Source organism: Gordonia ajococcus (assembly GCF_012974285.1).
Classification (GTDB): domain Bacteria; phylum Actinomycetota; class Actinomycetes; order Mycobacteriales; family Mycobacteriaceae; genus Gordonia; species Gordonia amicalis.
Genome location: NZ_CP052884.1, coordinates 667,491 through 679,601 on the forward strand (window position 1 = coordinate 667,491; position 12,111 = coordinate 679,601).

General features: G+C 69.0%; 9 protein-coding genes and 1 tRNA gene. 7 read left to right on the top strand and 3 right to left on the bottom strand.

What is annotated here, in order from left to right:
- The first annotated feature begins 141 nt into the window (after window positions 1–141).
- Entirely contained in the window at window positions 142–528 is a 387-nt protein-coding gene (locus tag GAA2_RS03040) for a RidA family protein (protein ID WP_159404512.1), read from the top strand.
- A 51-nt stretch (window positions 529–579) separates the two neighbouring features.
- A tRNA-Thr gene (locus GAA2_RS03045) sits at window positions 580–654 on the top strand.
- 36 nt (window positions 655–690) lie between these two features.
- Here GAA2_RS03045 and GAA2_RS03050 read toward each other — a convergent pair.
- Complete coding sequence (locus GAA2_RS03050; RefSeq protein ID WP_159404511.1) at window positions 691–1,044, bottom strand: Fe-S protein; 354 nt, start codon at window positions 1,042–1,044, stop codon at window positions 691–693.
- Between the two features lie 72 nt (window positions 1,045–1,116).
- On the opposite strand from GAA2_RS03050, the gene GAA2_RS03055 reads away from it, so the two are divergent.
- Window positions 1,117–2,742, top strand: a complete 1,626-nt coding sequence (locus tag GAA2_RS03055; RefSeq protein WP_159404510.1) for a carboxylesterase/lipase family protein — start codon at window positions 1,117–1,119, stop codon at window positions 2,740–2,742.
- 5 nt (window positions 2,743–2,747) lie between these two features.
- On the opposite strand, the gene GAA2_RS03060 is transcribed toward GAA2_RS03055, so the two are convergent.
- Window positions 2,748–6,500: a WD40 repeat domain-containing protein gene (locus GAA2_RS03060; RefSeq protein WP_159404509.1), complete on the bottom strand. Its 3,753-nt coding sequence runs from the start codon at window positions 6,498–6,500 to the stop codon at window positions 2,748–2,750.
- A 490-nt stretch (window positions 6,501–6,990) separates the two neighbouring features.
- Between GAA2_RS03060 and GAA2_RS03065 the strand changes: the two genes are divergently transcribed.
- From GAA2_RS03065 to GAA2_RS03080, 4 genes are all read left to right on the top strand, one after another.
- Window positions 6,991–8,199 carry a winged helix DNA-binding domain-containing protein gene (locus tag GAA2_RS03065; protein ID WP_159404508.1) on the top strand — a complete coding sequence of 403 codons (1,209 nt, stop codon included), beginning with the start codon at window positions 6,991–6,993 and terminating at the stop codon, window positions 8,197–8,199.
- A gap of 63 nt (window positions 8,200–8,262) precedes the next feature.
- A complete protein-coding gene (locus GAA2_RS03070; RefSeq protein WP_159404507.1) occupies window positions 8,263–8,949 on the top strand; it encodes a DUF899 domain-containing protein in 687 nt (228 codons plus the stop codon).
- A gap of 89 nt (window positions 8,950–9,038) precedes the next feature.
- Window positions 9,039–9,761 (top strand): response regulator transcription factor, encoded by a 723-nt coding sequence (locus GAA2_RS03075; RefSeq protein WP_159404506.1) that lies wholly within the window; start codon window positions 9,039–9,041, stop codon window positions 9,759–9,761.
- Window positions 9,761–11,218 (top strand): sensor histidine kinase, encoded by a 1,458-nt coding sequence (locus GAA2_RS03080; RefSeq protein ID WP_191834712.1) that lies wholly within the window; start codon window positions 9,761–9,763, stop codon window positions 11,216–11,218. Before GAA2_RS03075 ends, GAA2_RS03080 begins: the two co-directional genes overlap by 1 nt.
- A 48-nt stretch (window positions 11,219–11,266) precedes the next feature.
- Here the strand turns inward: GAA2_RS03080 and GAA2_RS03085 are convergent, their stop codons facing one another.
- Complete coding sequence (locus GAA2_RS03085; RefSeq protein WP_006435831.1) at window positions 11,267–12,106, bottom strand: hypothetical protein; 840 nt, start codon at window positions 12,104–12,106, stop codon at window positions 11,267–11,269.
- Between the last annotated feature and the right edge of the window lie 5 nt (window positions 12,107–12,111).

The following is a 12,111-nucleotide window of genomic DNA, read 5'->3' on the forward strand; positions in this document are numbered from 1 at the left end:
GACGACTGCCGTTCCGATCTTGACACCGAATCGATCTCGTCGGCGAACCACCAGCACACGGCGGTACCGACACTGCGGTACCCGGACACGGCGGATCTCATGCGGGGCCGCCAGTTCGCCGGCGCACTCTAGGATCGTGGCATGTCCTCAGTGCAGATCAACGGTCCCCGTAACGGTCACACCCGAAGTGCGACAGTGGCCCCCGGTAGTCTCGTCTTCACCGCGGGTGCCGCACCCATCGACGAGGACGGCGCCACCGTCGCCCCCGGCGACGTCAGCGAACAGGCCCGGCAGTGCATGGCGAACCTGGAGACCGCACTCGCCGAGGCAGGCGCGTCGCTGACCGACGTCGCGAAGGTCACCGTCTTCGTCGCCGAACACCTGCAAGCCGATCTGGTGGTCGCGTGGGATGCGGTGACCGCGGCTTTCGGCGACCACAAGCCGGCCGGCAGCCTGCTGGGTGTCTCGGTACTGGCCTACGACGACCAGTTGGTGGAGATCGAGGCGGTCGCCGCGATCCCGGCCTGACCGGGTCCGATGGGGCGGGCACGGGCGCGGTGGATATACTCGCGCACGCACGCCTCCTTAGCTCAGTGGTAGAGCACTCGCCTTGTAAGCGAGCGGTCGTCAGTTCAATCCTGACAGGGGGCTCCACGAGGTGGCGGGCTCGAACGCCCGCCACCTCTCGTGTCACCAGATGACGGCGAGACCGGCTGCGAGCAGCGACAACGCGCCCACGGCCCAGAACAGTGCACGCGGCACCGGTTCACCGGTGCGCTTCTGTCGCGCGCTGCCGATGCCGAGGATCGCACCGAGGGCGACGAGGATGACCAGCTTGATGCCGATCTTCGGGTAATTCAGGTCGATCCCGGCGGGCCACGGCGCGGCGAGCGCGAGTCCGGTGATGAACGACAGCAGTACGCCGTAGTCCATGACGCGGGTGAACCGGAACTCACGGGTGACCGCCTGGGAGACCCAGGTTCCGAAGGTCACCGCGAAGCCGACGATGTGCAGCAGAATTACGACGTTGCGTAGTACATCCATGGTCTGCACTTTACCCAGCCGAGGTGCGCATTCCGGCCACCCGTGGTTCCTCTTGCAGGGCACGATGTACAGATGGAGCACGACGAACCCGGTATCTCCGCCGTAGCCGAGACGACGTCGGCGTCCCCGGTCGCGGATCCGCTTGCTCGTACCGCACTGGGTACCTACCGCGGGGTCGCCACCGACCGCGCCGACGTCTGGCGCGGTATCCGATATGCGCGGCCCCCTCTGGACGACCTGAGATGGCGTCGTGCCCGGCCGCTGATCCCCGACGGCGACGCCGACGCCGTCATCGACGCCCAGATGTTCGGCGCCGTGTGCCCGCAGGAACTCAACCCGGCCGTCCGGCTCGGCCCGGACGTCGTGATGGACGAGGACTGTCTGTTCCTCAACGTGTGGACACCGCCGGGGGCGTCGGAACATGCGCACGACGCCGTCGCACTGCCGGTCATGGTCTGGCTGCACGGCGGAGCGTACGTGCTGGGTTCCGGTAGCCAGCCGTACTACGACGGCGCGGCGCTCGCCGCCACCGGCGACGTGGTGATCGTGACCCTGAACTACCGGCTCGGCGTGCTCGGGTTCGCCGACCTGTCGTCGATCGATCCCCGCTTCGAGTCGAACGTCGGCCTCAGCGACGTACTCACGGCGCTGGCCTGGGTGCGCGACCACATCTCCGCATTCGGCGGCGATCCGGACAAGGTGACCCTGTTCGGTGAGTCGGCGGGCGCCGGGCTCGTCACCGCGCTGTTGACGATGCCCGCGGCGGAGGGACTGTTCGGCCGCGCGATCGCGCAGAGTTCGCCGGTGACGTCGATGTACGGTGCCGGCCGGGCCGCCCGCGTCGCGCAGATGCTGCTCGAGACCGCCGGTGTCGAGGACCCGGGCGACACGGCGGGGGTGGTGGAACGGCTCGAATCCCTCGACGGCGCAAGGTGTTCGACGCTGACCACGGAACTGTTCGCCAAGGTTCCCACCGAATCGCCCGGCACCATCGCCTTCGCCCCGGTGGTCGACGGCGACCTGCTGCCCGAACATCCCCTCGACGTCTACCGTGATGGTCGGGCGCTGCCCGTACCTCTGATCATCGGGACCAACCGTGACGAGGCGAACCTCTTCAAATACATGAAGTCGCCGCTCATGCCGATCACGACCGAGGAGATCGAGCGGATGTTCGCCGGCATGCGCGAGGAGTACCCCGAGGTGGTGTTGCCCGAACGCGCACAGGTGCTTTCGGCGTACTCGGGTCTGCGTCCCAAGGTCACCGGTCTCGGGGTGGCGCGCGACGTCGCGTTCCGCATGCCCACGCTGTGGCTCGCGGACGCCCATGCACACCGGGCGCCCGTCTATGTCTACCGATATGACTGGACCACCCGGATGTTCCGGTTGTTGGGTCTCGGCGCCGCCCATGCCACCGAGGTGCCCTATGTATGGGGGAATCTCGGTTCGGGTCCGCGGGACATCACGTTCCTGCTCGGCGGACGCAGACACGGAGAAGCCGTGTCGGAGAGACTCATGCGCCGGTGGACGTCGTTCGCGCACGGTCGCGCACCCGACGCCGGCCCGCTCGGTGACGACTGGCCGACCTACGACACCGGTCGACGACCGGTGTTGCGCATCGACGCCGAGGACCGGGTGGTCCAGAATCTCGACGGCGACCTGTGGGAGGCGTGGGGCGAGGAAGTGCTCGGCTTCCGCTGACCACCTCAGTCGCAGTCGCCCCGGATGTCGGCGTGGGGCAGATAGGTCTCCCGCTGCGCCTCGGTCATGGGAGTCGTGCTGTCGCATACCCATTCGCGGGCCTCGGGCACGGCCAGCGTGTGCACGTAGACGTTGCCGGTGGTGTCGCCGCCGGCGATGATCTCGTCGTCCGCCGGGAGCCGGACCGGGACCTGCCAGGTCGTGGTGGTGTCGGTGGAGTTGAGCAGCGACCCCACCGACTGCCGATCACTCAGCGTGCCGTCGTCGGCGAGCGCGAAGCTGATCAGCTCGTGCGTGGCGGTGCCCACCGCGATCCGGTTGGGCGACATGGACAGCGTGTTGGCGTACATGTCCTCGTGCCGGTCGATCAGTTCGGCCTCACCGTCGGTGTCCGTTGCCGGCAGCCGCCAGGTGGACAGATCGCGGGCGGCCACGACCAGGACCTCGCCGTCGTCGTCGAAGGCCGCTTGCGTGACGGGTGCGTCGTCGGCGATCACCGTCACCGGGTTGGTGTCCCGAGTGGTCAGGTCGTAGAGGTACACGCGCTTGTCGTCGGAGGTCACCGCCAGGCGGGTGCCGTCGGGGCTGAAGGCGACGCTGCGGATGAGGTCGGCCGGACCGCGCAGGGGAGCGCCGATGCGGGTCGGCGAGGTGGGGTCGCTGGTGTCCCACAGGGCGATCGTGGTGTCGGTGTCGCCGGTCGCGAGGACGTTGCCGGTGGGCGCGAACCCGACCGGGAACGAGTAGCGCGTCGCGACCGGCAGTCTGGCTGCGGCACGGGGTGCGTCCGGGTTGCCGATGTCCCACAGTTCGACGAGACCGCCGTTGTTGTTGGCCGTCGCCGCGAGGGTTCCGCGTTCGTTCACCGAGACGCGCGGGTGATCGTTGACCCGCCGCTGGACGGGAGTGCGGGAACGCAGGGACATCTCCGCGCCGTCCAGGGTCCAGACGTTGAGGGTGGTGTCCGAGCCGACGGTCGCGAGGATGCGCTGCGCCGGGTCGGTGGCCACCCCGCTGATCGTGCCGCCCCGGTCGGGGACCGAACGGTCGGGCAACGACCAGACGTCGATAGTGCCGTCGGACCGTCCGGACACGAGGCGGTCACCGGTCGGGTCGAAGGCGGCCGAGAAGGTGCGCACGGAACCCTGCTCGGAGGCGGTCTGCAGCGCCCACTGGGCCGTGGGCGAACTGCGATTCGTCGTGTTCCACACCCGGACCGTGCCGTCGGCGCGTGCCGAGGCGACCTGCGAACCCGTCGGATCGAAAGCGACCGACCAGGAGCCGGCGGTGGCAGTCGGGAGTGCCGTGCTCAGCGGCCGGGGGGACAGCGGCTGTGTCACGTCCCAGAGTTGGGCGTTCGGGCTGTCGCCGGTGACGGCCAGTGAGCGACTGTCCGGGCTGAAGGCGACGGCGTGCGTGATGCTGGGGAACCCGGTGATGGGTCCGCCGACGGGCGCGGGCCGCTCGCCGGTGGTCCACAGACGCACGACGCGGTCGTCCCCGCCGCTGGCGAGCAGCCGTCCGTCGGGGCTGAAGGACAGCGTTCGCGCGGCGGCACGGTGACCCCGGATCACCGCGGTCTCGCGCAGTGTCCCGGTCGGCGACACCGCGAACACCGTGATGGAACCGTCGTCGGACGAGGCGGCGAGTGTGCGGCCGTCGGCGGAGAAGCGGGCCATGTAGACGGTGCCGCGGCGCAGCGGCACCGTCACCCGCAGCACCGGCCGGGCGGGATCGGAGAGGTCCCAGATCCGGACCGAACCGTCACCGCTGGAGGTGGCCAGGAGCGGTCGCGTTGGGTGGAAGCCGGTGGAGGTGACGTAGTTGCCGAACCCGTGCAGGGTGGCCACCGCGCGGTACCGCGGAGTGCTGTCGGTGCTCTCCCACACCCGGACCGTGCGGTCGCCGCTCGCCGAGGCGAGGTAGCGGCCCGACCGGTCGAACGCCAGGTCGTACACGGGGCCGGTGTGACCGGTGATCTGTGTGGCGAGCGGGCTGGTGGCCGCGCCGCGCAGGCGCCCGGCCACCGTCGGATCGTCGGGGTAGAGCTGATGCGCGACGAGGAGGAGCCGCGCCGCCAACGACGGATTCGAGTACTCCATGCTGTCGATGTGGGACAGCAGGGCCGCGCGTTCCGCGGCGTTTCGCTGTTGTCGCAGGTCGTGTGCCTGTCGGAAGCCGATGACCGCAGTGATCGACGCCGCGATCGCAAGGACCGCGATCACCGAGACCGCACCCACCTGCAGCAGTCGGCGCCGACGCTGCGCCGCGACCGCGGAGTCGAGGAACTCGTCGTTGTCCCTGCTCAACAGGTGGACGTAGTTGCTGCGCAGGGCTTCGCGGTGACGCTTGGCGTCGTCGAGTCGCGAACCGGTGTAGAGGAACGAGCGGCTCCGGCCGTTGTCCACCCACGACTGGGTGTCGGCGTCGAGCTGCTGCCACCACACGTGGGTGTCGGAGTCGTCGGCGATCCACGCCGCCAGGCGCGGCCACGCGGTCAGCACCACGTCGTGCACCAGCATCACCGACTCGGCGGACACGGTCAGCAGCCGGGCCTGCGCGAACTCGTCGATGACGGTCGAGACCTCGGGTGGGAAGCGGCTGCTGACGGTCGAGGTCGACAGCGGCACCCGCAGCGCGATCCCGGCCGGACCCACATGTACGAGCGACAACAGGACCGCGCGGGCGAGGTCGCGGTGTTCGGGGGCGATGGCCTCCCACGCGGCTTCCGCGGTGTCGGCGACCGCGCGGGCGATGCCACCGGTCGCGCGATAGCCGGAGAGGGTCATGCGGTTGCCGGACCGTCGTGCCCAGGTCGCCTGGAGGACGTGGGCCAGCAGAGGCAGCCTCCCGGCGCGGTCGCCGACCGTCGACGCCTCGTACAGGTCGGTGATCATCACATCGGCCAGGCCTGCCTCGATACGTCCACCGGCCAGCCGGACCGGGGCGGTGATGACCTCGCGGAGCTGGGTGCGCGTCATCTCCGAGACGATCACGCAGCGGTTCTGCCACGCGTCGGCGAGGAACGGGTGTTCCACGCACTGGCTGAAGAAGTCCGCGCGGACCCCCACCACCACGACGGTGTCGGCCGCGAGTTCCTCGACCTCGCGCATCGTGGCCGATCGCAGCTCGTCCGCAAGGGAGAAGACGTTCTCGAACTGGTCGATGACGATGACCGCGTCGGTCTCACCGTCGACCGGCGGCGCGATGGTGAGCCCGTCCGGGGTGACCTCCGCGAGACGTGGTGTCGAGATCCGCGGGTCACGGGCCAGTCCGGCACGCAGCAGCGACGACTTGCCCGAGCCCGACACACCCGTGACGACGACGAGCCGGGAAGAGGGCGACAGCATCGAGGGCCCGGACCCGGCGGTGATGATCGTGTCCACGAGGATGCCGACGAGGTCGTCGCGGCCGAAGTACAGCTCGCTGTCGGCGGCGGTGAGCGTGGCCAGTCCGGCATAGGGTCGGGCGTGGCGGGCCGGCGGCGCCGGGGTTTCGGGAGCCTCCTGATTCAGGTGACGGTGCCATAGTTCTCGCCACTGGGGAATCGTGAGGGCATCGGCGACGCCCGCGGCCACCGCCCGGGACGTCAGCCAGACCAGGAGTGGTTCGACGGTCGCGAAGTCGCGGGGCAGATGCCGCCCGTTGCGCCAGTCGCTGATGCGCTGCGCGGAGACCTTGGCCCGGGCCGCCGATGCCCGAAGGGTGGGGCGACCCGCTTGCACGAACAGGCGCGCGAGCGCTTCACCGAAATCCACTCACCCGACTCCACGCTCCGACTGCACGATTGATCGACCGACCCATTCTGCGACAGGCGGGACGGGGGCGCCAGCGTCGGAGGACGTGGCGACGGACACGTCGGCCACGAGCGACCAGGTCATCTGACCTGAACACGTCCGGATCCGGATTCGTCCGTGTCCGGTCCGGATAGTCCGTTCGCGTCCTGACCTGGATATTCGCGCCCGATTCCGGACGGCGGCTGTACTCGGCTCGCGCGGTGGGGTCTCCTTGGTGAGCGTTCCCGACCGGGGGTCGGGAGCGTAAGGATGCGTCGGTCGCAGGACACACGGAGGTGTTCTCAGGCACTGCCCGTCGGGGGCTGTGTGTCGTCCGGCCCACGCAACCGGGCGGGTGCCGGGGTACCGGGTCGATGGGGGTCGGCCGGTCTCCGGCACCCGCTTCCCCTCTTCTTCCCGGCTCCCTCTTTTCATCTGCTTCCTCGGCTCGGCAGATCACTAGGATCGCGGCATGCCAGTGCGACCCCGCATCACCGACGCCCAGCGCCGTTCCCGTCTGATGCGTCGCATGCATCTCGACGCCGCGTCGCGAGCGCCGTCCGCCGTCGACGCCGCGAGGACGATGGTCGGCCTCCACTCGACCACGCCGTCGACGGTGTATCTGTCCGCCTGGGCGCGCGTCGACGGTCTCGCCCGCGCCGACATCGACACTGCGCTGTACGGGGACCGGACCCTCGTCAGACATCTCGCGATGCGCCGAACACTCTTCGCCTTCCCCCGAGATCTCCTGGCCGAGTCGATCGGTGCGCTCGGTCCCCGCATCTCTGCCTCCGAGCGCACCAATATGCTCCGCGATCTCCGGCGCACTCCCGAGGTCGACGACCCGGAGGGCTGGATCGAGACCGCGCGGGACGCGGTCCTCGCCGAGCTCGCCGGCGGCGAGTCCCTGACGTCGACCGAACTCCGCGGCCGACTGCCCGCCCTGGACGGGTCGATCATCTTCGGCGAGGGCAAGTCGTGGGCCGGCAAGAGTCATTTCGGGCCGCGGGTGCTCAACATGCTCGACGCCTCGGGCGACATCGTCCGTGGACCCAACCGCCTCGACTGGCATCTGTCCCGGCCGGCGTGGACGTCGATGAAGGTGTGGCTCGGCGAGACCCCGGACGTGCCGAGTGTGCACGACGGGCACAAAGCCCTCATCGAACGCTGGCTGCGCACGTACGGCCCGGGCACCGAGACCGACATCGTGTGGTGGCTGGGTTCCACCAAGACCGCGGTGCGTGCCGCGCTCGCCGACCTCGGCACCGTAGAGGTCGACCTGGATGGCGGCGTCGGTCATGTGTTGCCCGACGACCTTCCCGGCGACAGTGACAGCGACAACGGGGACGGGGACGACGAGGACTGCGAACCGCAGGCGGTGCTGCTGCCCGAACTCGATCCCACGACGATGGGCTTCAAGGAGCGCGATTTCTATCTCGGCGATCACGGACCCGCGGTCTTCGACTCGGTGGGCAACGGCGGCCAGACCGCGTGGTGGGACGGGCGGATCGTCGGCGGCTGGTATCGCCGGGATGACAACTCGATCGCGATCCACCCGCTCGAACCCCTGCCGGCCGAGGCCCGGAGGAAACTCGACGCGCGGGCCGCGGAGCTGGCGGCGTGGCTCGGCGAGGCACCCATGAAGATCGGGTACGCCGCGCCGTACATGCGACAGCGATGAGTTGAGCTCCGCGCCGCGGTCTGCCTCTGCGGGACCATCCGCATCGATCGAAAGGGCACCGCGATGAGCGATCAACTTCCACCCGTGGCCGACCACGACACCTGGACCGCCGCGCTGGCCGAACTGCGCGCCAGGGAGAAGGCGGCCACCCGTGAACTGGACGCGATCGCCGCGCAGCGCCGTCGCCTGCCGATGGTCGAGATGCCGGACTACACCCTGACCGGACCCGACGGGCCGATCCGTCTCGTCGACGTCTTCGACGGGAGGTCGCAGCTGATCGTCTACAACCACATGTGGAATCCCGGCGCGACCTACCAGTGCCCCGGATGCACCGGGTACACGGCGCAGTTCAGCCGACTGGACTTCCTCGCCGACTACGACGCCCGGTTCGTGATCATCACCCACGGCCCGATCGAGGAAGCTTTGGCCTACAAGAAGCGCGTCGGCAACCGCATGGACTGGTACTCCTCGGCAGGGACGACCTTCTCCGCCGACGTCGACGCCGCGCCGGGTGAGGGTTTCGCGATCAACGTCTTCCTACGAGACGGCGACACGGTGTACCGCACCTGGCACACCGCGGGTCGTGGGACCGAACAGCTCGGGTTCACCTTCGGTCTTCTCGACGTGCTGCCGTGGGGGCGCCAGGAGGAGTGGCAGGACTCGCCCGCCGGGTGGCCCCAGGTTCCCACCTACTCCCGATGGCGCGACTCCGAGGCCATCGCTGCTGCCTACGGCGACCCCACGGCTTGAGGATCGCCGATAAGCCGCAGGTCGAGGCTCACAGGAACCTCCCAGTGTCCGGCCAGTGAGGCCCCAGGCGACTTTGGAACAGTAGACGTGTGACCAGACCGGCCGAGAACGACGCCGCGCGCGGCGCGAAGGTCCTCGTCGTCGACGACGAGGAGAACATCCGTCAGCTGCTGTCGGTGTCGCTGAAGTTCCAGGGATACGACGTCGAGACCGCCGCCGACGGACCGGCGGCGATCGACCGATGTCGCAGCAGGAAACCCGACATCCTGATCCTCGACGTCATGATGCCGGGCATGGACGGTTTCGGTCTGTTGCGTCGTCTCCGCGCGGACGGGATAGAGGCCCCCGCCTTGTTCCTGTCGGCTCGGGACTCGGTCGAGGACAAGGTCAACGGGCTGACGATCGGCGGCGACGACTACGTCACCAAGCCGTTCAGCCTCGAGGAGGTCGTCGCCCGATTGCAGGTGCTCCTGCGGCGCAGCGGATTCGGCGAGGAGCAGCAGGCCTCGTCGCGGATCACCTTCGCCGACCTCGAGCTCGACGACGAGACCCACGAGGTCTTCAAGGCGGGCAAACCGGTCCAGCTCTCGCCGACCGAGTTCACCCTGCTGCGGTATTTCATGGTCAACGCGGGGACGGTGCTGTCCAAACCCCGCATCCTCGATCATGTCTGGAACTACGACTTCGGCGGTGAGGTGAACGTCGTCGAGTCCTATGTCTCTTACCTGCGTCGCAAACTCGACAACGGCGAGAAGCGTCTCATCCACACCCTGCGCGGTGTCGGCTATGTGATGCGCGAGCCGCGCGGCTGATGTCCGCACCCGTTCCGACGCCGCAGCCGCGCAAGCGCGGTGTGCCACTGCGGTTCTCCCTGGTCGCACTCACGCTCGCCCTGGTGGTCGTCGGGCTGTTGGCCTCCGGGGTGGCGGTCACCTCGTCGATGCGCCAGGACCTCATCTCCCGCGCCGACGAAGGACTGGTCAACGCCACCCGCACCTGGGCTGAGCCACGATCTCCGGCCGACGAACCGCGCTCCGGCCCGCCGGGGCCGCGTCGTCCGCCGTCGCCGTACTACGTGGAGTCGATTCTCCGAGGGCCGGGCGGTATCTCGGCGGTCAGCGTCTACAACCAGTTCGACCACGCCCCGGATCTCGACCGGCTCACCGGCGACAACGCCGGTCCGGTGACCGTCGGATCGGTGGATCCGCACGGTCCCCAGTGGCGGGTGATCAAGCGCAGCAACCGGTTCGGTACGTCGATCGTGGCCACCCCGATGTCGGACATCGATGCCACCGTGAGCCGGCTGATCTGGCTGCAGTTCGCCATCGGCGCCGTGGTCGTGGTGCTCATCGGCGTGCTCAGTTATCTGTTGGTGCGGACCAGTCTTCGTCCCCTGCGCAGGGTCGAGGAGACAGCTCAGGCGATCGCCGCGGGCGACCTCACGCGCCGAGTTCCGCCGGCCGCACCCAACACCGAGGTCGGCAGTCTGTCGGATTCGCTGAACACGATGCTCGGCCAGATCCAGCAGGCCTTCGTCACCACTGCTGCCTTCGAGCGGCAGGCCCGTGCCTCCGAAGAGGAGATGCGACGCTTCATCGCCGACGCCAGCCACGAGCTGCGCACGCCGCTGACCTCCATCAAGGGATTCGCCGAACTCTATTCGCAGGGCGGTGTTCCCGATGTCACCGATGCCATGCGGCGCATCGACGACGAGGCGGGCCGGATGAACCTGCTCGTCGAGGACCTGCTGATGCTGGCTCGTCTCGACGCGCAGCGTCCCCTCGCCACGGCACCGGTCGACCTGTTGAGCCTGGCCGCTGACGCCGTGCAGTCCGCACGGGTGGCCGCCCCGGATCGGGACATCCGGCTCGAGGTGACGACCGGCGACCAGCCGCCCGTCGTATCCGGCGACGCGCCGAAGCTTTTGCAGGTGCTGCGCAACCTCATCGGCAACGCGGTCAACCACACCCCGGACGACGCGTCGATCACGGTCGGGGTGGCGGTCGAGGCAGATCCTGACGGCGGATCGGAGGTGGTGCTGACGGTCGCCGACACCGGACCGGGACTGGTCCCGGAAGACGCCGACCACGTCTTCGAGCGGTTCTACCGCGGTGACCAGTCACGCCACCGGGGTTCGGGCGGCGGAAGCGGCCTGGGCCTGTCCATCGTCGCCGCCCTCGTGGAGGCGCACGGGGGTCGGGTCGGCGTCGAATCGACGCCGGGTGAGGGCGCGACCTTCTGGGTGCGGCTGCCGCTCCTCGCAGAATGATCTGCTCCCTGAGTAGCCCCGGAGCTTGCGGAGGGGCGTATCGAAGGGTCAGATGAGGCGCCGCAACCGGGCGAACTCGGCGACATCGGCGCGGAAGCGGTCGAGCGTGACGAGGGTGTACATGCCGTCGATCTGGCGGGTCGCCCACAGCTGATGGATGCGTCGGAGGTCGGACTGTCGTGACTTCCAGCCGATTCCGTCGATCACCGCCAGGACCAGCTGCGTCGGGAGGCGCACCTCGGCCATCTCCTCGATCTCGCGGACGGCGTCGGTGAGCTTCGATCCGGTGGAGTCGAAACCCTTTGCGGCCACGACGATGTCGGCAGAGTTCGGATCGCCGACGATCAGGTCGGCCGGTGCGGTGCGTCCGTTGCGTCCGGCGAACCGGGAGCGCGTCGTGTAATCCAGACCGAGGTCGCGGGCGATGTCCTCGATCTCGTCCTCGATCCGCCGGCCCGACGCCCCGGCGCGGGTCGCGGTCGCGCGGGTTCCCGCGCGGGCCACGAGGATGTCGGCGAAGGTGTAGGTGCGTTCCATCTGGGTCCGCAACATCCGCACCAGATCGAACTCCGCGTCGAGCCAGGTCACCAGTTCGACGGGCTGGGTGCGCGCCAGTCCGTGCCAGCCGCTGGTGTCGAAACGATCGCGCAACGCATTCTTGAGCTTCTCCTGCGACAGCCCGACCGCCAGCCCGAGCACCGGGACGTCGTTGGGGTTGTCGCGCACCCAGGCGGCGAGTCCGGTGATGTCGGTGTCGAGGAGCCCGCCGAGACGTCCGGTGGCCTCGACGATCCGCTCGGCCTCCGGCGTGGCGGCGGTGGGGTCGACGTGAGAGGTCAACCGTCCCAACGATTTCAGATAATCGTCGAAGTCAACTGCAGTGCTCATGTGCT

What these genes read in the sequence shown, in the direction of transcription:
- GAA2_RS03040 (WP_159404512.1), top strand. Translation starts at nt 142, where the DNA reads ATGTCCTCAGTGCAGATCAACGGTCCCCGTAACGGTCACACCCGAAGT.
- GAA2_RS03050 (WP_159404511.1), bottom strand. Translation starts at nt 1,044, where the DNA reads ATGGATGTACTACGCAACGTCGTAATTCTGCTGCACATCGTCGGCTTC.
- GAA2_RS03055 (WP_159404510.1), top strand. Translation starts at nt 1,117, where the DNA reads ATGGAGCACGACGAACCCGGTATCTCCGCCGTAGCCGAGACGACGTCG.
- GAA2_RS03065 (WP_159404508.1), top strand. Translation starts at nt 6,991, where the DNA reads ATGCCAGTGCGACCCCGCATCACCGACGCCCAGCGCCGTTCCCGTCTG.
- GAA2_RS03070 (WP_159404507.1), top strand. Translation starts at nt 8,263, where the DNA reads ATGAGCGATCAACTTCCACCCGTGGCCGACCACGACACCTGGACCGCC.
- GAA2_RS03080 (WP_191834712.1), top strand. Translation starts at nt 9,761, where the DNA reads ATGTCCGCACCCGTTCCGACGCCGCAGCCGCGCAAGCGCGGTGTGCCA.
- GAA2_RS03085 (WP_006435831.1), bottom strand. Translation starts at nt 12,106, where the DNA reads ATGAGCACTGCAGTTGACTTCGACGATTATCTGAAATCGTTGGGACGG.